Raw genomic sequence first — 22349 nt, 5'->3', positions numbered from 1 at the left:
GCGGCCCGGGTATTTTTTACCCTGAATATTCGCGCGGTTCTTGGGCCGAAAATCCGCTGCAACGGAAAGCAGCCGCAAAAAAGAAACCCGGCGGGAGCCGGGCTTTAAAAAGGACGGGTATCGAACCGTCTCAGGCTGGCGCCTGAATATTCGATGCCTGTTTGCCTTTCGGGCCTTGCACGACCTCAAAGGTGACCTTCTGGCCTTCCTTGAGGGTCTTGAACCCATTCATCTGGATGGCCGAGAAGTGTGCAAACAAATCCTCACCACCCTCGTCAGGCGTGATGAATCCGAAACCCTTTGCGTCGTTAAACCATTTGACCGTACCAGTTGCCATTCCAACTTCCCCTGTAACTCATGTCACTACCACGAGCCCTCGAAAAAGCCACGGCCGCACGAAGCAACCGCTCCCTCCTCACAAGCTCACCATCGGCATTTTTTCGAATTATGGCTTAGTGAAAAAAGTGCCAGCTTGATTGTTGGGGCTCTTTATTCGAGTGTCAAGAAAATTTTGAGACGTCGTTGTCGAGTTACAAACAGGCCGCTTTCCAGGGTTTTTACCGCTTCCGTATGTGCGGTGGCGCAAGCGGCGTGGCTTGAAAAGTCGCATAATCGACTCACATGTTGGCTGTGCCCGCGGCGTCGACGCCCAGCGCGGCGAGCGCTCCCAGCCAGTACCGGCAGGTTGTGCGATACTCGATCCGACCGCAGTGCAGCACGTGCTGCGCACGACAGGATTGGGGGCCGGCACCGCAATCGGCCCGTCGAAAACGCGCATGCAAGGCCGATCATGACCGTGTCGTGACCTGCCCGGCAGTAGCGAACGGGCTCATCGGCCGAGCGGCCGTGTTTTGACAGGATTGCGGGCCTGTCCTAGTTGTTTAGAATGGGTGTATGGCGATTATCCCGGACAAGCAGGACGGCACCGTACTGGAGCGGCAGGAGCAGAAACTCAAGCCGCCGTCCATGTACAAGGTGGTGCTGCTGAATGACGACTTCACGCCGATGGAATTTGTCGTGATGATCGTGCAGGAATATTTCAATAAAGATCGTGAAACCGCAACGCAGGTCATGTTGAAGGTGCATCGCGAGGGCAGGGGAGTTTGTGGGGTCTATACGCGGGACATCGCGTCGACCAAAGTCGAGCAAGTCGTTACCCACGCACGGCAGGCCGGGCATCCGCTGCAGTGTGTGATGGAGGAAGCATGATTGCCCAGGAACTGGAAGTCAGCCTGCATATGGCGTTCATGGAAGCGCGCCAGGCAAGGCACGAGTTCATAACGGTCGAACATCTTTTGCTCGCGCTGTTGGATAACCCGACGGCGGCAGAGGTACTGCGCGCATGCGCGGCCAATATCGAGGATCTGCGTCAGAACCTGCGCAACTTCATTCATGACAACACGCCGACCGTGCCGGGCACGGACGACGTCGACACGCAGCCCACGCTCGGTTTCCAGCGTGTGATCCAGCGCGCGATCATGCATGTGCAGTCCACCTCGAACGGCAAGAAGGAAGTGACCGGCGCGAACGTGCTGGTCGCGATCTTCGGTGAGAAGGACTCGCATGCGGTGTACTACCTGCAGCAGCAGGGCGTCACGCGTCTGGACGTGGTCAATTTCATCTCGCACGGCATCGCCAAGACGAGCAGTTCGGACGCCGCGAAAGCGAGCGACGCGAATGCCGAGTCTGACGAAGCCGCCGCGCAGAAGGAAACGCCGCTCGCCCAGTTCACGCAGAACCTGAACCAGATGGCGAAGGATGGCCGCATCGATCCGCTGATCGGACGCGAGTCGGAAGTCGAGCGCGTGGTGCAGGTGCTGTGCCGCCGGCGCAAGAATAATCCGCTGCTGGTCGGCGAGGCGGGTGTCGGCAAGACCGCGATCGCCGAAGGGCTCGCATGGCGCATCACGCGCGGCGAGGTGCCGGACATCCTCGCGGATGCCCAGGTGTATTCGCTCGACATGGGCGCGCTGCTCGCGGGCACCAAGTATCGCGGCGACTTCGAGCAGCGTCTGAAGACGGTGCTGAAGGAACTGAAGGAGCGTCCGCACGCCATTCTCTTCATCGACGAAATCCATACGCTGATCGGCGCGGGCGCCGCGTCGGGCGGCACGCTGGATGCGTCGAACCTGCTGAAGCCGGCGCTTTCGTCGGGCACGCTGAAGTGCATCGGCGCGACCACCTTCACCGAATATCGCGGCATCTTCGAAAAGGACGCGGCGCTGTCGCGTCGTTTCCAGAAGATCGACGTGACCGAGCCGACCGTCGAGCAGACGGTCGCGATCCTGCGCGGGCTGAAGTCGCGCTTCGAAGAGCACCACGGCGTCAAGTATTCATCGGGTGCGCTGTCGGCGGCGGCTGAGCTGTCGGCGCGCTTCATCACCGATCGTCACTTGCCGGACAAGGCGATCGACGTGATCGACGAAGCGGGCGCGGCGCAGCGCATTTTGCCGAAGTCGAAGCAGAAGAAGACGATCGGCAAGAACGAGATCGAGGAAATCATCTCCAAGATCGCGCGCGTGCCGGCGCAAAGCGTGTCGCAGGACGATCGCAGCAAGTTGCAGACGCTCGACCGCGATCTGAAAAGCGTCGTGTTCGGTCAAGATCCGGCTATCGACGCGCTGTCGGCCGCGATCAAGATGGCGCGCGCGGGCCTCGGCAAGCTCGACAAGCCGATCGGCGCATTCCTGTTCTCGGGTCCGACCGGCGTCGGCAAGACCGAGGTCGCCAAGCAACTCGCGTTCACGCTCGGCATCGAGCTGATCCGCTTCGACATGTCGGAGTACATGGAGCGTCACGCGGTGAGCCGGCTGATCGGCGCGCCGCCGGGCTACGTCGGTTTCGATCAGGGCGGCCTGCTGACCGAGGCGATCACGAAGAAGCCGCACTGCGTGCTGCTGCTCGACGAAATCGAAAAGGCGCATCCGGACATCTTCAACGTGCTGCTGCAGGTGATGGACCACGGCACGCTGACGGACAACAACGGTCGCAAGGCGGACTTCCGCAACGTCATCATCATCATGACGACGAACGCGGGCGCCGAGGCGATGGGCAAGTCGGTGATCGGCTTCACGAACCGCCGCGAGGCGGGCGACGAGATGGTCGACATCAAGCGCATGTTCACGCCGGAGTTCCGCAACCGTCTGGACGCGACGATTAGCTTCCGTTCGCTCGATGAGGAAATCATCATGCGCGTGGTCGACAAGTTCCTGATGCAGCTGGAAGATCAGCTGCACGAGAAGAAGGTCGATGCACTGTTCACCGACGCGCTGCGCAAGCATCTGGCGAAGCACGGTTTCGATCCGTTGATGGGCGCGCGGCCAATGCAGCGCCTGATCCAGGACACGATCCGTCGCGCGCTCGCCGACGAGTTGCTGTTCGGCAAGCTGATGAACGGCGGCCGCGTGACGGTCGACGTCGATGCCGACGACAAGGTGCAGTTGACCTTCGACGAGCATCCGGCGCCGCGCAATCCAAATCCGGAGGCGGTGGAAGTCGAGTGATCCGAGTAGTAAGGCCGGCGTTGCCTTACGCCGGTTGAGCCGAAAGCAGAACGGCGCGGGTTTTACCCCGCGCCGTTTTTTCATGCTCTGGTTTTATGCTGGCGCCGCGCGCGGAAAGACCCAGTCGCCGCGTCGCAGCAATCCATCAATGCTTGCCGGTGCTGCCAAACCCGCCCGCGCCGCGCAGGCTTTCCTCGAAGTCGTCGACGATGTTGAACGCGGCCTGCACGACCGGCACGATCACCAGTTGCGCGAGGCGTTCCATCGGATTCAGCACGAACGTCGTTTCGCCGCGATTCCACGTCGAAATCATCAGTTGACCCTGGTAATCGGAATCGATCAGGCCGACGAGATTGCCGAGCACGATCCCATGCTTATGGCCAAGGCCCGAGCGCGGCAGAATCAGCGCCGCATAACCGGGGTCGCCGACGTGGATCGCGAGTCCGGTCGGCACCAGCGCGGTTTCGCCGGGTTGCAGGGTCAGCGGTTCGTCGAGGCAGGCGCGCAGATCGAGGCCGGCGCTACCGGTCGTCGCGTAGGCGGGAAGCTGTTCGCGCATGCGTTGATCGAGAATCTTCAGGTCGAGTTTCATTCAGGTTCGATAGTGGGTGTGGGTTTGGTGAAGGGGCCACGCGGCTGACAGGCAAAACCTCTGCGATCAAGCCGCCTTGTTCGAGCCGAGCTGGAACGCGTCGGCGAGCAGTTCGTAGGAGCGCAAGCGCGCGCGATAGCTGCCGGCGACGGTCAGCACCATCAGTTCGTCGGCCTGGAACTGCTGCTGTAAATCCGTGAGCCGCTCGGTCACGTGCTCAGGCGTGCCGATGATGCTGCGCGGCTTTTCCCGGTCGATCACCAGCTGTTCGCGCTGGCCATACTCCTGCGCGATGCCTTGCTCGATCGTCGGAATCGGTTCGTTCAGGCCATACGACATCTGCACCCGACGCAGGTCCACGGCCTTTTCGAGGTCCCCGGCTTCCTGCTCGGTATCGGCGCAGATCACGAAGACCGCGGCCGTCAGATACGGCTGCGACGCCTCGTTACCGGGCTGGAAGCGCTCGCGATACGCAAGCGCGACCTGCTTGCCGAAATGCGCATTGATGAAATGCGCGAACGAGAAGCGAATGCCGAGCTGCGCCGCGAGCAGACCGCCGAATTCGCTCGAGCCGAGCATCCACAGCTGCGGGCGCGTATCGATCTGCGGCTGAAGCAGCACACCCTGCGCGAGGTGATCGTCGGCCAGCGTACCGTGCATGAGGTTCAGCAGCTCAGTGACCTGCTGCGGGAAAAGCTCGCCGCGATTGTAGGCGCCGGCGGCGACCGCCTGCGCGGTGCGCATATCCCCGCCCGGCGCACGTCCGACGCCGAGATCGACGCGGTTCGGAAACAGCGCCTCGAGCATCATGAACTGCTCGGCGACCTTGAACGGGCTGTAGTACGGCAGCATGATGCCGCCCGAGCCGATGCGAATGCGTTTGGTCACGCTGCCGAGGCGCGCCAGCATCACTTCAGGGCAGGGGTTCGACACGCCGCGCAGGCCGTGGTGCTCGGCGCACCAGTAGCGCGTGTAGCCGAGGTCGTCGGCGAGCTGCGCGAGTTCGACGGTGGCGGCGATCGCGTCCGCCACCGAATGGCCGGCGATCACCGGTGTTTGATCGAGCACGGAGAGTAGCGTCATGGCAGTAGTGCTCCAGATGATTCCGGTCGGCTGACCGGGCAAGGCGGCGTGGCCACACGGACCCGCCGCTTTGCGCTCGGTCAGCGAACCGGGCTGGTGTCGGACGGCAGACGCTTCGCGATTTCCGCGATCAGTGCGCGCGCGAGCGTCTGCTTGTCGGCGCGTGGCAGCTTCGTCGCGCCGCCTGCTTCGAACAGGATCACTTCGTTGTCGTCGAGCCCGAATGTTTGCGGACCCAGATTGCCGATCAGCAGCGGCACGTTCTTGCGCGCGCGCTTTTCCTCGCCGTGGATTTCCAGGTTGTCGCTCTCTGCGGCGAAGCCGACCGCGAACGGCGGCTTCGGCAGCTTCGCGACCGCGGCGAGGATGTCCGGATTCTCGACGAATGAAAAGCTTGGCAGCGTGCGCTCGGCGGTTTTCTTTATCTTCTGATCGCTGACTTGGTCGACGCGCCAGTCGGCCACCGCGGCGACGCCGATGAAAATATCCGCGTCCGCGACGGTGCGCATGACCGCCTCGTACATCTGTTGCGCGGTCTGCACGTCCTCGCGGAACACGCCCCACGGCGTCTCCAGTGCGACCGGCCCGGTCACCAGATGCACGTCGGCGCCGGCTTGCTGCGCGGCGCGCGCGAGCGCGAAGCCCATCTTGCCGCTCGAGCGATTCGTGATGCCGCGCACCGGGTCGAGCGGTTCGAAGGTTGGTCCGGCGGTCAGCAGCAGACGCCGGCCCGACAGGATTTTCGGCGCGAAGAACGATGCGATCGCCTCGTAGGTCGCGGCCGCTTCCAGCATGCGGCCGTCGCCGATCTCGCCGCAGGCCTGCGGGCCCGAATCCGGGCCGAGCACTTCGACGCCGTCCGCGCGCAGCTGCGCGACGTTGCGTTGCGTGGCCGGGTTCTGCCACATCTGCCGGTTCATCGCCGGCACGACGAGCAGCGGACAGTCGCGCGCGATGCACAGCGTCGACAGCAGATCGTCGGCCATGCCGTGCGCGAGCTTGGCGAGGAAGTCGGTCGACGCCGGCGCGATCACGATCGCATCGGCTTCGCGCGACAAATCGATGTGCGCCATGTTGTTCGGCACGCGACCGTCCCACTGGCTCGTGTAGACCGGCCGGCCCGACAGGGCCTGCATCGTGATGGGGGTGATGAACTGGGTCGCGGCTTCGGTCATGACGACCTGCACGGTCGCGCCAGCCTTGGTCAACAGACGCGTGAGTTCGGCGATCTTGTAGCAGGCGATGCCCCCCGTCATGCCGAGGACGAGGTGTTTGCCTACGAGTTCTGCGGTTGCCAACGAAAGCCTCCGACAAAGCGTGATCACGCGGCGGCGCGAGGGCGTTGCCCGTCGTTGCCGCCGCGCGTTTCAAACCGGACGCGGCGCACGCCGCGCGTAACCGCAGCCGTGCGTCCCGTCGGCGACGTTAGCGTGTGCCGCGTACCCGCCGCAGCTCGTCGATCACGAGCAGGATCGCGCCGATCGTGATCGCGCTATCGGCGAGATTGAACGCCGGCCAGTGCCAGCCGCCCACGTGGAAATCGAGGAAGTCGATCACGTGGCCATGCGCGAGCCGGTCGATCACATTGCCGAGCGCGCCGCCGAGAATCAGCGCGAGCGCGGTACAGAACATTTTCTGCCCGCTATGGCGCTTGAGCAGATAGCAGATCACGAGCGCGGCGACGACGCCGAGCGCGGTGAACGCCCAGCGCTGCCAGCCGCCCGCCATCGCGAGGAAGCTGAACGCGGCGCCGCGGTTGAACACGACGATCAGGTTGAAGAACGGCGTGATCTCGTGCGGCACACCGTAGGCGAACACCTTGCGCACGGCGATTTTCGTCAGCTGGTCGAACAGGATGACGATCAGCGCGATGCCGAGCCAAGGTGCGAGCGAACTGCTTCCGGTGGACGTTTTCGACACGGTTCTCGCCATTATGCCGCGCTCCTGATTTCGCCACTGCCGAACAGATTGCTGAAGCAGCGGCCGCACAGCGACGGATGCTCGGCGTTCGCGCCGACGTCCGCGCGATAGTGCCAGCAGCGCTCGCACTTCAGGTACTTCGAGGCGATCACTTCAACGCCTTCGTCCGCTTCGCTGTCGACCTTGACGACGTTCGCCGCCGACGTGATCAGCACGAACTTCAGGTCGCCGCCGAGGCTAGTTAGCGCGTCGTAACGGGCTCCGCTCGCGCGGATTTCGACTTCCGCCTGAAGCGACGAGCCGATCAGGTTCGCGACCCGCGCCTCTTCCAGCGCCTTGGTCACATCGCCGCGCACCGCGCGCAGCAGCGTCCACTTGTCGAGCAGCGCACCCGCGTCCGGCACGGCCGGGTACACGTGGTACGTCTCGGTGAAGATCGTCTCGCTATTGGGCTGGAACACCTTCCACGCTTCCTCCGCGGTGAACGACAGGAACGGCGCCATCACGCGCAACAGGCCCTGCGCGATGTGGTAGAGCGCGGTTTGTGCCGAGCGGCGCGCGACCGAATCCGCCGCGGTTGTGTACAGGCGGTCCTTCAGCACGTCGAGGTAGAAGCCGCCGAGGTCTTCCGAGCAGAACGTCTGCAGCTTCGCGACGACCGGGTGGAACTCGTACTTCTCGTAGTGCGCAAGGATGTCGTTTTGCAGCTCCGCCGATAGCGCCACCGCATAACGGTCGATTTCGAGCCAGTCTTCGACCGGCTGCGCGTGCTGCGCGAAGTCGAAGTCCGACAGGTTCGCGAGCAGGAAGCGCAGCGTGTTGCGGATGCGGCGATAGCCTTCCGTCACGCGCTTGAGAATCTCCTCGGAGATCGCGAGCTCGCCCGAGTAGTCGGTCGACGCGATCCACAGGCGGATGATTTCCGCGCCGAGGCGGTTTGCGACTTCATGCGGATCGATGCCGTTGCCGAGCGACTTGCTCATCTTGCGGCCTTCGCCGTCGACGGTGAACCCGTGCGTGAGCAGCGCGTTGTAGGGCGGGCGGCCGTCGAGCATCGACGCGGTCAGCAGTGACGAATGGAACCAGCCGCGATGCTGATCCGAACCTTCGAGGTACAGGTCGGCCGGGAACTGGAGTTCGTCCTTGTGCGAGCCGCGCAGCACGTGCCAGTGCGTGGTGCCCGAGTCGAACCACACGTCGAGCGTGTCGCGGTTCTTTTCGTACAGGTTGGCGTCGTCGCCGATCAGCTCGTGCGGATCGAGCGTCTGCCATGCCTCGATGCCTTCCTTCTCGACGCGCTGCGCGACCTGTTCGAGCAATTCGAGCGTGCGCGGATGCAACTCGCCGGTTTCCTTGTGCACGAAGAATGCCATCGGCACGCCCCATTGACGCTGACGCGACAGTGTCCAGTCCGGGCGGTTCGCAATCATGCTGAAGAGGCGCTGCTTGCCCCACGACGGATAGAACGCCGTGTTCTCGATGCCTTCGAGCGCGGTTTCGCGCAGCGTCTTGTCGCTGTCGTTCGGCTTCACGTCCATGCCGGCGAACCATTGCGAAGTGGCGCGGTAGATGATCGGCGTCTTGTGGCGCCAGCAGTGCATGTAGCTATGCGTGTACTTTTCGGTGCGCAGCAGCGAGCCAGCGCCTTGCAGCGCCTCGACGATCTGCGGATTCGCCGCCCAGATCGACAGGCCGCCGAACAGCGCGAGCGATTCGATGTAGCGCCCGTCGCCCATTACCGGGTTGATGATGTCCGAGTCGGCCATGCCGTGCGCCTTGCACGACACGAAGTCTTCGACGCCGTAGGCGGGCGACGAGTGCACGATGCCGGTGCCGGTTTCGGTCGTCACGTAGTCGCCGAGATAGACGGGCGCTGTTCGCTTGTAGCCCGGGTGCGCGGACGCGAGCGGATGATTGAAGCGCAGATTCACGAGCTTCTCGCCCGGCGTTGTCGCGATGACCGTGCCTTCGAGGCCGTACAGCTTCAGGCACGCCTCGACGCGTTCCTCGGCGACGATCAGCAGGCCGCGCGGCGTGTCGACGAGCGCGTAGACGATTTCCGGATGCAGGTTCAGCGCCTGGTTGGCGGGAATGGTCCACGGCGTGGTGGTCCAGATCACGATGCCGCCTTCGTTGCGCGGTAGCGCGGCGAGGCCGAACGCCTGCGCGGTCTTTTCCGGTTCGGCGAAGCTGAACAGCACGTCGATGGTCGGATCGGTCTTGTCCTTGTACTCGACTTCCGCTTCAGCGAGCGCCGAGCCGCAGTCGAAACACCAGTTGACCGGCTTCAAGCCGCGGAACACGTAGCCCTTTTCCATGATTTTCGCGAGCGCGCGGATTTCGCCGGCTTCGTTCGCGAAGTTCATCGTCCTGTACGGATTGTCCCAGTCGCCGAGCACGCCCAGACGGCGGAAGCCGGCCTTCTGCCTGTCGATCTGCTCGGTCGCGTAGGCACGCGCCTTCTGCATCACCTCGGCCGCGGGCAGCGACTTGCCGAACTGCTTCTCGATCTGGATTTCGATCGGCATGCCGTGGCAGTCCCAGCCCGGCACGTAGACCGCGTCGAAGCCCGCCAGATTGCGCGCCTTGACGATCATGTCCTTGAGAATCTTGTTCACCGCGTGGCCGAGATGGATGTCGCCGTTCGCATACGGCGGGCCGTCGTGCAGGATGAACTTGTTGCGGCCCTTGGAGGCGGCGCGGATCTTGTCGTAGACCTTGTTTTCCTGCCATTCCTTGACCCATTGCGGCTCACGTTTGGGCAGGTCGCCGCGCATCGGAAACGGCGTGTCGAGCAGGTTGACCGGGTAGCGGGACTGCGGTTTCGAATCGGCTTTCTTGTTGCTCATGATGTGGGTGGCGGTGAATTCGTTTCTATGCGTAGCGGCGCGCGGATTGCACGCGATGTGCGACGAGAGTGGGACGCGCCCGGCAGGCGGCTCCGCGTGAAGCCCGGACGCCCTTCGATACGCGCGGCGACGGTTCGTGCGGCGCGGCGCGCCGGCCGGAACCGCGGTGATTATCTAATTCGGTCGGTGGCCGAGGTGGCGAAACCGGTGGAACGGCTGCCCGGCGTGCCGGCGCCGACCGCGGCGAACCATGCGCGCGCATTGGCGACGTCGCGCGCGATCGCGGCGGTCAGCGTTTCGAGGTCGACGAATTTCTCCTCGTCGCGCAACTTCTTCAGAAATTCGACGCGCACGAGTTTGCCATACGCGTCGCCGTGCCAGTCGAGCAGGTGCACTTCGAGCAGCACGCGGCCGGAATCGTCGACGGTGGGCCGCAGGCCGAGGCTCGCGACGCCCGGCAGCGGTTGCTCGGCGATGCCGTGCACCTGCACGACGAAGATGCCGGCCAGCGCCGGGCGCTTGTGCGCGATCGGCAAGTTGAGCGTCGGAAAGCCGAGATCGCGGCCGAGTTTCATGCCGTGCGTGACGTGGCCGCTGATCAGATAGTCGCGCCCGAGCGCGGCGCGCGCCGCGTCGAGGTCGCCGCCGACCAGCGCCGCGCGCACGCCCGAGCTTGAAATGCGCGCGCCCGACGGATCGGCGACCGTCGCCATCTGTTGGACTTCGAAACCATACTGCCTGCCGGCCGCCTGCAGCGACGCGAAGTCGCCGGCGCGTTTCGCGCCGTAGCGGAAGTCGTCGCCGATCATGACCCAGCGCGCGTGCAATCCGTTGACGATGATCCGCTCGACGAACGCGTCTGGCGACTGGCTCGCGAACGTGTGATTGAAATGCTCGACGACGACCCGGTCGACCCCATTGGTGCGCAGCGCCTCGAGCTTGTCGCGCAGCATCGCGATGCGTGGCGGCGCGCCGGCCGGGTTGAAGAACTCGCGCGGGTGCGGCTCGAAGGTCATCACGCAGACGGGCAGGCCACGCGCGTTCGCGGCCGCGCGCACGTGCGCGAGCAGAGCCTGGTGGCCGCGGTGGACACCGTCGAAATTGCCGATGGTCAGCGCGCACGGCGCGCGGCTCTCGGCATTGGGAAGACCGCGGAAGACTCTCACGATAGCGGGTTGCAGCGGTTGCTGCGGTTGCAATAGGGGCGCGGGCGGGGTGCCGCAAAACAATCGATTATAAACGCTTGGCGCAACAGACGGCTGCGCGGTCGCGGTCCGGCGACTGCCGAATGATAAAATCCGCGCATGAAAAAACTCGTCATCCTGATTTCCGGACGGGGCAGCAACATGGAAGCCATCGTGCGCGCCTGTGCCAGCGAGCACTGGCCGGCGCGGGTCGCTGCCGTGATTGCCAACCGTCCCGATGCCGCGGGGCTCGCATTCGCGGCGTCGCGTGGCGTCGCCACGGCAGTGGTGGATCATCGCCAGTTTCTGGATCGCGACAACTTCGACGCGGCACTCGCCGAGCAGATCGACGCGTTCGCCCCAGACCTCGTCGTACTCGCGGGCTTCATGCGCGTGCTGACCGAGCGCTTCGTCGACCATTACGCTGGGCGCATGCTGAACGTACACCCGTCGCTGCTGCCGAGCTTTCCGGGCCTGAAGACCCACCAGCAGGCGCTCGATGCCGGCGTACGGCTGCACGGCGCGTCGGTGCATTTTGTCACATCAAAGCTCGATCACGGGCCGATCGTCGCGCAGTCGGCCGTACCTGTCGAGGCGGGCGATACTGCGCAGACGCTCGCCGCACGCGTGCTCGCTACCGAGCACATCATTTATCCACGCGCGGTGCGCTGGTTCGTCGAAGGGCGTCTCGCTCTGGACGGCTCGCGCGTCACGCTAACGCCGTCGGAGCCGCAATGGCTCTTTGCCGGTCACACCGCCGGAGAGGGCGTATGAGATTGCATGGTTTCCTGATTGGACAAACTGAAACGCTGCTGGCCGAAGTGCTGCGGCTGAACGGCCCCGCCGACGCCGCCACGAGCCGCTTTTTTCGCGCGCATCCGAAGCTCGGGCACGCCGAGCGCGGCGTGATCGCCGAGGCGGTGTTCGCGGTGCTGCGCCGCCGGATGGAGTTCGCGCATCTGGCCGAAAGCGGCACCGGCAGCCCGGCGCGCCGCATGGCGCTGCTGGGCCTGATGCAGACGGCCGGACGCTCGGCGCTGAAGCCGTTCGTCACCGAGGCGGAGGCGACGTGGCTCGAACACGTGGCGAAGATCGACCCGGAAAGCCTGCCACTGCGAATTCGCCTGAATCTGCCCGACTGGATCAGCCAGGCGCTCAGCACGCGCTTCGAGGCCGCCGAGCTCGCGCAACTGGCCGCCGCGCTGAACTACCCGGCGCCGCTCGATCTGCGCGCAAACCCGATCAAGGCGAGCCGCGACGACGTGCTCGGTGCGCTGTCGAAGGCCGGCATCGAGGCGGGCGCGACGCCGTTCGCGCCGCTCGGGGTGCGCGTGGTCGGCAAGCCGGCGCTGACCAGGCTCGATGCGTTCCAGCAGGGCTGGCTCGAAGTGCAGGACGAGGGTAGCCAGTTGCTGTGCTCGGTGGTCGCGCCGCGCCGCGGCGAGATGATCGTCGATTTTTGCGCGGGCGCGGGCGGCAAGACGCTGGCGCTCGGCGCGGCGATGCGCTCGACCGGCCGGCTCTACGCGTTCGACATCTCCGAGCGGCGTCTTGCGAAGCTGAAGCCGCGTCTCGCGCGCAGCGGCCTGTCGAACGTGAACCCGGTGCTGATCGACAGCGAACACGACGCGAAGATCAAACGCCTGGCTGGCAAGATCGACCGCGTGCTCGTCGATGCACCGTGCAGCGGCCTCGGCACGCTGCGCCGCAACCCGGACCTGAAGTGGCGCCAGTCGCCGGAGTCGATCGCCGAGCTGGCGCCGAAGCAGGCGTCGATTCTCGCGAGCGCGGCGCGTCTCGTGAAGAAGGGCGGGCGGCTCGTCTATGCTACGTGCTCGATTCTCGAAGCGGAAAACGAGGCGGTCGTGCAGCAGTTCCTCGCGGATCACCCTGATTTCGCGCTGGTGCCGGTGCGCGACGTCCTTGCCGAGCAGCGCATCGAGCTGGAGATGGGCGACTACCTGTCGCTGTGGCCGCACCGCCACGCGACCGACGGCTTTTTCGCCGCCGTGCTCGAGCGCCAGAGTTAGGCAACCGGCTGCAGACCGACGCGCGCGGATTGACTGACGAGTCCGCACGCGCCGGCGATTTCGGCGACATCCATGCATACGACTTTTCCACACATGTTCAGCGACATCGCGCGCGACTTCGGTCAGCCGGTGATGCTGTGGCAGGTCGCGATCCTGCTCGCGACGCTGGTCGTCGCGTGGCTACTCGCGCGGACGCTGCGCCGCCGGATCGCGCGGCCGCAGATGCCGCGTTACCAGAGCCTGCGTTTCGGCATGGAAAGCCTCGACCGCGCGGCTTTTCCGCTGATCGGCGCGGCGCTCGTGTGGCTCGCGCGGGCGATCGCCGACGAGTTCATGGACACCGCGCTGCTCGATCTGGCGCTGGTGCCGCTCGCCGGCATCGGACTGATCTACATCGTGTTCTTCTTCGCGCGACGGGTGTTCAACCGCGACGGCGGTCAGCATCCGTGGCTGTTTCTCGTCGAGAAGGTCGTGTCGGTGGTCGTGTGGATCGGCATGGTGCTCACGCTGTTGGGCATTCAGAACGCCGTGATCGCATGGATGGACAGCGTGAGCTTTCGCGTCGGCAATGCGCACATGACGATACTGTCGCTGATCACGGGGCTGTTGTGGGTCGGCGTCACGATGATCGTCGCAATGTGGCTCGGCTCGTCGTTCGAAGATCGTCTGATGCGCTCGAAGACGCTCGACGCGAACCTGAAGGTGGTGGTCGCACGCGTCGGCCGCGCCGCCTTCGTTCTGGCGGCAATCCTGATCAGCCTGTCGATCGTCGGCATCGACATCACGGTGCTCGGCGTGTTCGGCGGCGCGCTCGGCGTCGGGCTCGGCTTCGGCATGCAGAAGATCGCGAGCAACTACGTGTCGGGCTTCATCATCCTGCTCGACCGCTCTTTGCGGATCGGCGACACGATCAACGTGAGCGGCCTGCAGGGCCGCGTCACGCAGATCCGCACGCGCTATACCGTCGTGCGCGGGCTGGACGGCATCGAGACGCTGATTCCGAACGAAAAGCTGATCACCGACGTCGTGCAGAACCAGTCGTCGTATCTGACTCGTGGCTACGCCAGGGCGGCCGTGCAGATCGCCTACACATCCGACGTCGAGCAGGTGATGACGCTGCTTGCCCAGGCCGCCGCCGACGTGCCGCGCGTGCTGCGCGAGCCGGCGCCGACGCCATTTCTGGTCGGCTTCGGCCCGGATGGCATCAATCTCGAGCTGGGCTTCTGGATCGAGGATGCGGCGAACGGCACGGGGGGCGTACGCTCGACGGTCAATCGCAACATCTGGCGTCTCTTTTCCGAGCACGGCATCACGATTCCGCTCGCGCAACGCGAGGTGCGCATCGTTGGTCCGGCGGGCGGCGCGATGCCGCACCCGATAGCAATGTCCGAGCCGGTTCCCGACGCCACGGCCGATACGTCGCTCAGGCCCGCCGACGGGGCCGCCAACGACGGTCGTTAAGCCCCGGTTCGTGTCCAGGCGAGGCATGCGCTGGTGCCCTGGCAATCGCTATCGACTTGATGGCGCACAAAAAATCCCTATTTGTTACAAACACTTGGAACGCTTCAAGTAGAATATCGTCCTATCCCGCTGTATGCTTTCACTTTCATGACACACGCGCCGCGTGGTCCGTACCTCTCGTTCCGCAGGTAACTTACCTTGTTGAATTCTTTGCTCGATTTCCTTGCCCACGGGCTGCTGCATTTGTCGTGGTGGCAACTCGTCGTGTACACGCTGATTGCGACGCACATCACGATTATCGGCGTGACTGTCTATCTGCATCGCTGCCAGGCGCATCGCGCGCTGGATCTGCACCCGATCGCCAGTCATTTTTTCCGCTTCTGGCTGTGGATGACCACCGGCATGCTGACCGGCCAGTGGGCCGCAATTCACCGCAAGCACCACGCGAAGTGCGAAACCGAAGAAGATCCGCATAGCCCACAGACGCGCGGCATCTGGAAGGTGCTGCTCGAAGGCGCCGAGCTCTATCGCACCGAAGCGAAAAACGAAGAAACGATGCGCAAGTTCAGTCACGGTACGCCGAACGACTGGATGGAGCGCAACGTCTACACGAAGTACCCGATTCTCGGTGTGAGCCTGATGATGGTGATCAACGTCGCGCTGTTCGGCGTCGTCGGCCTGACCATCTGGGCCGTGCAGATGGTGTGGATTCCCTTCTGGGCCGCGGGCGTGGTCAACGGCCTCGCGCACTTCTGGGGCTATCGCAACTTCAATTCGTCGGATGCGAGCACCAACATTTTCCCGTGGGGCATCATCATCGGCGGTGAGGAACTGCATAACAATCACCACACGTATGCGACGTCGGCGAAACTGTCGAACAAGTGGTACGAGTTCGACATCGGCTGGATGTACATCCGCATCATGCAGGCGTTTCGTCTGGCCAAGGTGAAGAAGGTCGCGCCGACGCCGCGCCTGACCACTGGCAAGCTCGTGCTCGATCAGGACACGTTGCAGGCCGTGCTCGCGAACCGCTACGAGGTGATGGCGCGTTACGCGAAGGCGATCAAGCGCGCGTACCGCCAGGAGCTCGCGCATCTGAAGGAAGTCGGCGCGCGCGAAAAGTATCAGGTGATGCGCGGCGCGCGTAGCTGGTTCCACAAGGAAGAGGCGGGCCTGAACGAGCCGCAGAAGCTCCAACTGCCGCAGATTTTCGCCAACAGCCAGAAGCTGAAGACCTACATCGACATGCGCAACGAACTTGCGGCGATGTGGGAACGCTCCAACGCGTCGCGCGAGCAACTGCTGGTGCAATTGCAGGACTGGTGTCATCGCGCCGAGCAGAGTGGTATCAAGGCGCTGCAAGACTTCGCAATGCGATTGCGTCGCTATGCCTGAAATCCATTAAAATTTAAGGACGTCACAATACCCCGCGCTGGCGGGGTTTTGCATTTTTGGGCCGTGGAAAAGCATCGCGTGTGTAGCGCGAGTGGCAAGCCGCGGCGGCCAGGTGAGGGCACAGGAGATGATGGAGCAGCAGGCGATCAAGGCCGTCGAATACGATCGGCCTCAGGCGCAAGGCACAACCTGCGGGATCGGTCAGGCATGGGCGAAGGTGCCCGAGACGCCGTCCGCGGAAGAGAAGCGCGCGCTGAAGGCGCGCATACGCGCGTTACTCGAGCGCGAGAAAGCGGTGCTGGTCGCGCATTATTATGTCGACGCCGAATTGCAGGCGCTCGCCGACGAAACCGGCGGCTGCGTGGCCGATTCATTGGAAATGGCGCGCTTCGGGCGCGATCACGAAGCGCAGACGCTGGTGGTCGCGGGCGTGCGCTTCATGGGCGAGACCGCAAAGATTCTCAGTCCAGACAAGCGCATTCTGATGCCGGATCTGGATGCGACCTGTTCGCTCGACCTCGGCTGTCCGGTCGACGAGTTTTCGGCGTTCTGCGACGCACACCCGGACCGCACGGTGGTCGTGTACGCGAACACGAGCGCGGCCGTGAAGGCGCGCGCGGACTGGATGGTGACGTCGTCGATCGGGCTGGAGATCGTTGCCGATCTGCATGCGCGCGGCGAGAAGATCATCTGGGCGCCGGACCGTCATCTCGGCAGCTACATCCAGGGCAAGACCGGCGCGGACATGCTGATGTGGCAGGGTTCGTGTCTCGTGCACGACGAATTCAAGGGCATCGAGCTCGATCTGCTGCGCGCCGATTATCCGCACGCGAAGGTGCTCGTGCATCCGGAGTCGCCGGCCAACGTGGTCGCGCAGGCGGACGTGGTCGGCTCGACCACGCAGCTGATCGACGCCGCGCAGAAGCTCGACGCGACGCATTTCATCGTTGCGACCGACCTCGGCATCTTGCACAAGATGCAACTCGCCGCGCCCGGCAAGACGCTGATTGCCGCGCCGACGGCCGGCAACAGCGCGACCTGCAAGAGCTGCGCGCATTGCCCGTGGATGGCGATGAACGGCCTCGCCAACCTGGCCGATGTGCTCGAGCGCGGCCACAACGAAATTTTCGTCGATCGGGCGATTGGCGAGCGCGCGCGTCTGCCGATCGACCGCATGCTCGATTTCGCGGCGCGTCGCAAGAAGCGCGTGCAAGCGAGCGGCGATCTCGCGTGCGACGCGCAACTGTATTCGAATGTGGGGGCAGCGTAATGACGCTGGTGGGAAAGGCGCCTAAGCAGGCTGTGGCGCGTGAAGAGGTCAACGCGGTGTCGCCGCTTTTCGCGGAGATTCACGCGCAATACGGAGCGGCGTTCGACGCGGCGCTCGTGCGCATTGTCGCCGATGCGCTCGCCGAAGACATTGGCAGCGGCGATCAGACCGGCCGCCTCGTGCCAGCCGATGACGTCCGCAACGCGCGCATCATCGTGCGCGAGGATGCGGTGCTGTGCGGCGTGCCATGGTTCGACGCGGTGATGCGCTCGGTCGATCCGCGCATCGAAGTGCAATGGCGGTACCGCGAGGGCGAGCGCATGAGCGCCGACACGACGGTCTGCGATCTGCGCGGGCCGGTGCGTGCGTTATTGACCGCCGAGCGCAACGCGATGAATTTTCTACAGCTGCTGTCGGGCGTGGCGAGCGCGACGCGCCGCTATGTCGACGCTATTGCGCACACACGCACGCGCATTCTCGATACGCGCAAGACACTGCCAGGCTTGCGGCTCGCGCAGAAGTACGCGGTGCGCATCGGCGGCGGTGCGAACCAGCGGCTCGCGCTGTACGACGGCATTCTGATCAAGGAAAACCATATTGCCGCGGCCGGCGGCGTGGGTGCGGCGATGGACGCGGCGCTCGCGTTGGATGCGGGCGTGCCGATCCAGATCGAAGTCGAAACGCTTGAACAACTGGAAACCGCGCTCGCGCATCGCGCGCAGTCCATCCTGCTCGACAACTTCTCGTTCGACATGATGCGTGACGCAGTTCGTATCACGGCGGGACGCGCGGTCCTCGAGGTGTCCGGCGGCGTCAATTTCGACACCGTGCGTACGATCGCTGAGACGGGCGTCGACCGCGTGTCGATCGGCGCGCTGACCAAGGACGTGCGCGCGACCGACTACTCGATGCGGATCGTTTGAGCGCCGCGCGTTTTGGCGCAGCAACCAACGCTCAAGACGACTGAACAAGGCCGTTGCAGGAGCATCTCGGCAACGGCCTTGTCGTTTACGGCGCCGTTTCAGCGCATGTTTCGACGCAATGCCATCAGGCATTCGGCCTGCGCACATACTCCGGCGACAGCACCGTCGGTAGCGCCTTGGGCAATGCGGCCGGCCAGTCGCGGCTGAAATGCAGGCCGCGGCTTTCGCGCCGCGAGCGCGCGCCGTCGACGATCAGCGACGCCACGTCGACCAGATTGCGCAACTCCAGCAGATCGCGGCTCACCTTGAAGTTTGTGTAGTACTCGTGGATCTCATCGCGCAGCAGCGCGAGCCGATGCTTCGCGCGCTCGAGCCGCTTGTCGGTACGCACGATGCCGACGTAGTTCCACATCAGCCGGCGCAGTTCATCCCAGTTGTGCGCGACCACGACCTCCTCGTCCGGATCGGACACGCGGCTTTCGTCCCAGTCCGGCAGCGGCGCGTGGACGGCGGCAGCAAAACCTTCCGCTTCGATCGCCTCGGCGGCCGAACGGCCGATTACGAGGCATTCGAGCAGCGAATTGCTGGCGAGCCGGTTCGCGCCGTGCAGGCCAGTGCACGACGTTTCGCCGACCGCATAGAGACCCGCGAGATCAGTGCGTCCAGCCAGATCGGTGACGACGCCGCCGCACGTGTAATGCGCAGCCGGCACCACTGGAATCGGCTCTTTTGTGATGTCGATGCCGAACTCGAGGCAGCGGGCAAGGATTGTCGGGAAATGCTGGTGAAGGAACTCGGCCGGCTGGTGGCTGATGTCGAGGTACACGCAATCGATGCCCCGTTTCTTGATCTCGAAGTCGATCGCTCGCGCGACGATATCGCGCGGCGCAAGCTCCGCGCGCTCGTCGTGATTGGGCATGAAGCGCGTGCCATCCGGCAGCTTCAGGATGCCGCCTTCGCCGCGTACGGCTTCCGAAATCAGGAACGACTTCGCGTATGGGTGGAACAGGCACGTCGGGTGGAACTGGATGAATTCCATGTTCGACACGCGGCAGCCGGCGCGCCATGCCATCGCGATGCCGTCGCCGGTCGCGGTGTCGGGGTTGGTCGTGTACAGATAGACCTTGCCGGCGCCGCCGGTCGCGAGCACCGTATGTGGCGCTTCGATCGTGACGGTGCGGCCGCTTTGCAGATTGAGTGCATACAGGCCGTGGCAGCGGCGGCCGGGCAGGCCGAGGCGCTCGGAGGTGATCAAGTCGATCGCGTGATGGTCTTCGAACAGCTTGATGTTCGGATGCTGGCGCACCTGTTCGCTGAGCGTGGCGACGACCGCGTGGCCGGTCGCATCGGCCGCGTGAATGATCCGGCGGTGGCTATGACCGCCTTCGCGCGTCAGATGAAAGCCTAGCTCTGCGGCGTCGTCTTTCGTGAACGGCACGCCCTGTTTGATCAGCCATTCGATCGCGGCGCGCCCATGCTCGACGATAAAGCGCGTCGCCGCCTCGTCGCACAGGCCGCCACCTGCGCTCAGCGTGTCGCGCACGTGATTCTCGACGCTGTCCGCGGAATCGAGCACCGCGGCGATGCCGCCTTGCGCCCAGTCGCTCGCGCCCTCGGTCAGCGATCGCTTGGCGATCACAGCGACGCGCCGTGTCTGCGCGAGATTGAGCGCGACGCTCAAACCAGCCAGACCGCTACCGACAATCGCCACATCGAATTCCATTGCCCACATCTCCGTCTTTCGTTTTGCGATGACGGCGCGCCAGTCGCGCGCCGCGAAAACGTCAAAGGATACGCGCCGCGACGCACTAGCGAAAGCTGGCCAAACGGAATAGGGCGATTCCGCGCGCGCATTGCGACGCTATCAAGAGGTCCGCGCAAAAACAAAAAAGCCTCGCACGTATGCGAGGCTTTTCATGTTTTTGCCTTCGTCAGGCTGGAGAGTCAAGATTACTTGATCTTGGTTTCCTTGTAGTCAACGTGCTTGCGGATGACCGGATCAAATTTCTTGATCAGCATCTTTTCCGGCATGTTGCGTTTGTTCTTCGTGGTCGTGTAGAAGTGACCCGTGCCTGCGGTCGATTCCAGCTTGATCTTGTCGCGTGCGCCTTTGGCCATGATTTACTCCTTAGGCTTCACCGCGTGCGCGCAGGTCTGCGAGCACAGCGTCGATACCGTTCTTGTCGATCAGGCGCAGGCCGGCGTTCGAGAGGCGCAGACGCACCCAACGGTTTTCGCTTTCTACCCAGATACGGCGGTTTTGCAGGTTCGGCAGGAACCGGCGCTTGGTCTTGTTGTTCGCGTGGGAAACGTTGTTGCCGCTCATCGGCGCTTTCCCAGTTACTTGGCATACGCGTGCCATGAGAGCACTCCTAATACGCTAATTCTGAGTTCGAACGCCGTGAAAGTTTCCCGAAAAGAGCCGTGCTGAGGGCGTGCGAAGTTGCATAGAGGCACTTCGTTACCACAGCCGCCCGACCTTTGCGGAACGCCTTAATGGCTTCGGAACAGGGGGTTGGAAATAGGAAAACCGGAATTCTAGCAGAAAAAAAGCCGCAAAATCAAACCTTATTTGCGATGCGTGATACAGCTGCGGTGCAGCGGGCCTTCCGCTTCCCGCGCTCGAGCGGGCTTGCGCGCGAGCCCCGGCCAGCCAGCTCGGGCAAACGAATATACACTGTCCGCGCCGATCACCAAGTGATCAATCAGCTGCACATCGACGAGCGCGAGCGCATCGCGCAGCGTCTGCGTGAGGCGGCAGTCGCTGGCGCTCGGCTCAACGGCGCCGGACGGATGATTGTGCGCGACGATCAGGCTGGCCGCGTTGGCGGCGAGCGCCCGCCGCACGATCTCGCGCGGATAGACGGCCATGCGCGTCAGCGAGCCGCGCGCGCTTTCCTCGCAGCGAATGAGCTGATGCCGCGCGTCGAGAAACAGCGAGACAAACACTTCCTGCGGCTGTCCGCCGACCAGAAGGCGCAGATAGCTTTCGACCGCTTCGGGGGAATTCATCAGCGGGCGCTTGCGCATCTTGTCGACGAGCGAGCGGCGCGCCATTTCCATGATGGCGAGCAATTGCGCCTTTTTCGCGGGGCCGATACCGCGGATGCCGTCGAACTCCGCATAAGTTGCGTCGAGCATCGCGCGCAGTGAACCGAAGCGATCGAGCAGCGCCCGCGCGACGCTGAAGACGTCGTGGCCGGGCAGGCCGGAGCCGAGCACGAGCGCGATCATTTCGGTGTCCGACAGCACGTGGGGGCCCTGGTCGATCAGCCGTTCGCGCGGCATATCGCGCCGGTGCCATTTGCCGCGGAACAGTTGCGGCCGGCTGCGAGCGGTCGAGCCGGCGGCTTCCGAAGCAGCACCGGCCGACCCATTCGCCGCGGCTGTCGCGCCGGCTCTCGCGCGTGCCCGCGACTTCGGCCGCACCGTTGCCGCAGGTGTTTCGTCGATTGTGCTGGCGAAATCAGCCATATATATAGAGTCCTCCGCGTAGGGTTGATGGCGCGCGCGGCGCAACGCGCCGCCGGGCCGTGCCGCCGTCGCGCGCGACGGACTCAAGCCGGCGCCCGCTAGGTGGCTTACAATAGACGCTTTGCGCACGTCACCCCGACGGTTAGCCACACGCGTCGACTGCGCCCGCGGCGCACGCGTGCAGCGCGCTTCGACTGAGCGAGCATTGCATGAGCATCATCGATATTTCCGAGGTGAAACCCGGTTCACACGTCACGCTGCATTACCGGCTTTCCCTTGCCGATGGCGCCGAAGTGATCAACACGTTCAACGACAAGCCGGCCACGCTGCTGCTCGGCGCCGGTCAACTTGCACCGCCGCTGGAAGATATTTTGCTGGGTTTGAAGGTGGGCCACCATTCGACCTTTCAGCTAGCGCCGGGGCAGGCGTTCGGTCCGCGCAATCCGGATCTGATCCAGCGCGTGTCCCTCGCCACGCTGCGGGAGAACAGCATGATCGGCGAGGATTTTTCCCCGGGTGACCTGGTCGAATTCAACGCGCCGGCGGGCGGCCGCTATGCCGGCGTGCTGAAGGAAGTCGGCGAAACGTCGGCCCTGTTCGATTTCAATCACCCGCTTGCCGGCCAGGCGCTGGCGTTTGAAGTGAAAATCATCGGGATTCTGTAA

General features: G+C 64.1%; 20 protein-coding genes. 9 read left to right on the top strand and 11 right to left on the bottom strand.

Going from position 1 to position 22349, the window contains the following annotated elements; genetic code table 11:
• Window positions 1–130 precede the first annotated feature (130 nt).
• On the bottom strand, window positions 131–337 hold the full coding sequence (locus tag OKW43_RS29140) for a cold-shock protein (RefSeq protein WP_007180614.1): 207 nt from the start codon (window positions 335–337) through the stop codon (window positions 131–133).
• Between the two features lie 557 nt (window positions 338–894).
• Between OKW43_RS29140 and clpS the strand changes: the two genes are divergently transcribed.
• Both clpS and clpA read left to right on the top strand, forming a co-directional pair.
• Window positions 895–1209, top strand: coding sequence for an ATP-dependent Clp protease adapter ClpS (gene clpS / locus OKW43_RS29135; RefSeq protein WP_008919570.1), 315 nt, complete (start codon window positions 895–897; stop codon window positions 1207–1209).
• Window positions 1206–3503, top strand: a complete 2298-nt coding sequence (gene clpA / locus OKW43_RS29130) for an ATP-dependent Clp protease ATP-binding subunit ClpA (protein WP_090801577.1) — start codon at window positions 1206–1208, stop codon at window positions 3501–3503. The genes clpS and clpA overlap by 4 nt, the downstream gene beginning before the upstream one ends.
• A gap of 145 nt (window positions 3504–3648) precedes the next feature.
• Here the strand turns inward: clpA and dut are convergent, their stop codons facing one another.
• The 6 genes from dut to OKW43_RS29100 all read right to left on the bottom strand — a co-directional run bounded on the left by dut (window position 3649) and on the right by OKW43_RS29100 (window position 11113).
• Entirely contained in the window at window positions 3649–4095 is a 447-nt protein-coding gene (dut, locus tag OKW43_RS29125) for a dUTP diphosphatase (RefSeq protein ID WP_187637189.1), read from the bottom strand.
• A 66-nt stretch (window positions 4096–4161) separates the two neighbouring features.
• Entirely contained in the window at window positions 4162–5178 is a 1017-nt protein-coding gene (locus tag OKW43_RS29120) for an LLM class flavin-dependent oxidoreductase (protein WP_187637188.1), read from the bottom strand.
• 80 nt (window positions 5179–5258) lie between these two features.
• A complete protein-coding gene (gene coaBC / locus OKW43_RS29115) occupies window positions 5259–6476 on the bottom strand; it encodes a bifunctional phosphopantothenoylcysteine decarboxylase/phosphopantothenate--cysteine ligase CoaBC (RefSeq protein ID WP_187637187.1) in 1218 nt (405 codons plus the stop codon).
• A 127-nt stretch (window positions 6477–6603) separates the two neighbouring features.
• The gene (gene lspA / locus OKW43_RS29110; RefSeq protein ID WP_187637186.1) at window positions 6604–7110 is read right to left on the bottom strand and encodes a signal peptidase II; all 507 of its coding nucleotides are present in this window, start codon (window positions 7108–7110) and stop codon (window positions 6604–6606) included.
• The gene (ileS, locus tag OKW43_RS29105; RefSeq protein WP_187637185.1) at window positions 7110–9947 is read right to left on the bottom strand and encodes an isoleucine--tRNA ligase; all 2838 of its coding nucleotides are present in this window, start codon (window positions 9945–9947) and stop codon (window positions 7110–7112) included. The genes lspA and ileS overlap by 1 nt, the downstream gene beginning before the upstream one ends.
• Window positions 9948–10117: 170 nt before the next feature.
• Window positions 10118–11113, bottom strand: coding sequence for a bifunctional riboflavin kinase/FAD synthetase (locus OKW43_RS29100; RefSeq protein WP_187637184.1), 996 nt, complete (start codon window positions 11111–11113; stop codon window positions 10118–10120).
• Window positions 11114–11251: 138 nt separating this feature from the next.
• Between OKW43_RS29100 and purN the strand changes: the two genes are divergently transcribed.
• From purN to nadC, 6 genes are all read left to right on the top strand, one after another.
• Window positions 11252–11905 (top strand): phosphoribosylglycinamide formyltransferase, encoded by a 654-nt coding sequence (purN, locus tag OKW43_RS29095; RefSeq protein WP_429451229.1) that lies wholly within the window; start codon window positions 11252–11254, stop codon window positions 11903–11905.
• On the top strand, window positions 11902–13161 hold the full coding sequence (locus OKW43_RS29090) for an RsmB/NOP family class I SAM-dependent RNA methyltransferase (protein ID WP_187637182.1): 1260 nt from the start codon (window positions 11902–11904) through the stop codon (window positions 13159–13161). Before purN ends, OKW43_RS29090 begins: the two co-directional genes overlap by 4 nt.
• Window positions 13162–13233: 72 nt before the next feature.
• On the top strand, window positions 13234–14622 hold the full coding sequence (locus OKW43_RS29085) for a mechanosensitive ion channel family protein (RefSeq protein ID WP_429451226.1): 1389 nt from the start codon (window positions 13234–13236) through the stop codon (window positions 14620–14622).
• Window positions 14623–14820: 198 nt separating this feature from the next.
• On the top strand, window positions 14821–16017 hold the full coding sequence (locus OKW43_RS29080; RefSeq protein ID WP_184058173.1) for a DesA family fatty acid desaturase: 1197 nt from the start codon (window positions 14821–14823) through the stop codon (window positions 16015–16017).
• Between the two features lie 130 nt (window positions 16018–16147).
• On the top strand, window positions 16148–17287 hold the full coding sequence (gene nadA / locus OKW43_RS29075; RefSeq protein WP_429451810.1) for a quinolinate synthase NadA: 1140 nt from the start codon (window positions 16148–16150) through the stop codon (window positions 17285–17287).
• Complete coding sequence (gene nadC / locus OKW43_RS29070; protein WP_187637181.1) at window positions 17287–18210, top strand: carboxylating nicotinate-nucleotide diphosphorylase; 924 nt, start codon at window positions 17287–17289, stop codon at window positions 18208–18210. The genes nadA and nadC overlap by 1 nt, the downstream gene beginning before the upstream one ends.
• A gap of 124 nt (window positions 18211–18334) precedes the next feature.
• Here nadC and nadB read toward each other — a convergent pair whose 3' ends face one another.
• The 4 genes from nadB to radC all read right to left on the bottom strand — a co-directional run bounded on the left by nadB (window position 18335) and on the right by radC (window position 21684).
• Window positions 18335–19933 carry an L-aspartate oxidase gene (gene nadB, locus OKW43_RS29065; protein WP_187637180.1) on the bottom strand — a complete coding sequence of 533 codons (1599 nt, stop codon included), beginning with the start codon at window positions 19931–19933 and terminating at the stop codon, window positions 18335–18337.
• Window positions 19934–20160: 227 nt separating this feature from the next.
• Window positions 20161–20328, bottom strand: coding sequence for a 50S ribosomal protein L33 (rpmG, locus tag OKW43_RS29060; protein ID WP_008919555.1), 168 nt, complete (start codon window positions 20326–20328; stop codon window positions 20161–20163).
• Window positions 20329–20338: 10 nt separating this feature from the next.
• Entirely contained in the window at window positions 20339–20572 is a 234-nt protein-coding gene (gene rpmB / locus OKW43_RS29055) for a 50S ribosomal protein L28 (protein ID WP_187637179.1), read from the bottom strand.
• Window positions 20573–20778: 206 nt separating this feature from the next.
• Window positions 20779–21684, bottom strand: coding sequence for a RadC family protein (gene radC / locus OKW43_RS29050; protein WP_187637178.1), 906 nt, complete (start codon window positions 21682–21684; stop codon window positions 20779–20781).
• Between the two features lie 209 nt (window positions 21685–21893).
• Here radC and OKW43_RS29045 point away from each other — a divergent pair, with 209 nt between their 5' ends.
• Window positions 21894–22349: an FKBP-type peptidyl-prolyl cis-trans isomerase gene (locus tag OKW43_RS29045; RefSeq protein ID WP_187637177.1), complete on the top strand. Its 456-nt coding sequence runs from the start codon at window positions 21894–21896 to the stop codon at window positions 22347–22349.

It is taken from the genome of Paraburkholderia sp. WC7.3g (assembly GCF_050436345.1).
Taxonomy (GTDB): Bacteria; Pseudomonadota; Gammaproteobacteria; order Burkholderiales; family Burkholderiaceae; genus Paraburkholderia; species Paraburkholderia podalyriae.
Note: the sequence above shows the minus strand (reverse complement) of the source record. Positions and strands in the feature narration are given on the sequence as shown.

Bases quoted from the DNA above. Each gene is read 5' to 3' on its own strand.
- OKW43_RS29140 (WP_007180614.1), bottom strand. From the start codon at position 337: ATGGCAACTGGTACGGTCAAATGGTTTAACGACGCAAAGGGTTTCGGA.
- clpS (WP_008919570.1), top strand. From the start codon at position 895: ATGGCGATTATCCCGGACAAGCAGGACGGCACCGTACTGGAGCGGCAG.
- clpA (WP_090801577.1), top strand. From the start codon at position 1,206: ATGATTGCCCAGGAACTGGAAGTCAGCCTGCATATGGCGTTCATGGAA.
- dut (WP_187637189.1), bottom strand. From the start codon at position 4,095: ATGAAACTCGACCTGAAGATTCTCGATCAACGCATGCGCGAACAGCTT.
- OKW43_RS29120 (WP_187637188.1), bottom strand. From the start codon at position 5,178: ATGACGCTACTCTCCGTGCTCGATCAAACACCGGTGATCGCCGGCCAT.
- lspA (WP_187637186.1), bottom strand. From the start codon at position 7,110: ATGGCGAGAACCGTGTCGAAAACGTCCACCGGAAGCAGTTCGCTCGCA.
- ileS (WP_187637185.1), bottom strand. From the start codon at position 9,947: ATGAGCAACAAGAAAGCCGATTCGAAACCGCAGTCCCGCTACCCGGTC.
- purN (WP_429451229.1), top strand. From the start codon at position 11,252: ATGAAAAAACTCGTCATCCTGATTTCCGGACGGGGCAGCAACATGGAA.
- OKW43_RS29090 (WP_187637182.1), top strand. From the start codon at position 11,902: ATGAGATTGCATGGTTTCCTGATTGGACAAACTGAAACGCTGCTGGCC.
- OKW43_RS29085 (WP_429451226.1), top strand. From the start codon at position 13,234: ATGCATACGACTTTTCCACACATGTTCAGCGACATCGCGCGCGACTTC.
- nadA (WP_429451810.1), top strand. From the start codon at position 16,148: ATGGAGCAGCAGGCGATCAAGGCCGTCGAATACGATCGGCCTCAGGCG.
- nadC (WP_187637181.1), top strand. From the start codon at position 17,287: ATGACGCTGGTGGGAAAGGCGCCTAAGCAGGCTGTGGCGCGTGAAGAG.
- nadB (WP_187637180.1), bottom strand. From the start codon at position 19,933: ATGGAATTCGATGTGGCGATTGTCGGTAGCGGTCTGGCTGGTTTGAGC.
- rpmG (WP_008919555.1), bottom strand. From the start codon at position 20,328: ATGGCCAAAGGCGCACGCGACAAGATCAAGCTGGAATCGACCGCAGGC.
- rpmB (WP_187637179.1), bottom strand. From the start codon at position 20,572: ATGGCACGCGTATGCCAAGTAACTGGGAAAGCGCCGATGAGCGGCAAC.
- radC (WP_187637178.1), bottom strand. From the start codon at position 21,684: ATGGCTGATTTCGCCAGCACAATCGACGAAACACCTGCGGCAACGGTG.
- OKW43_RS29045 (WP_187637177.1), top strand. From the start codon at position 21,894: ATGAGCATCATCGATATTTCCGAGGTGAAACCCGGTTCACACGTCACG.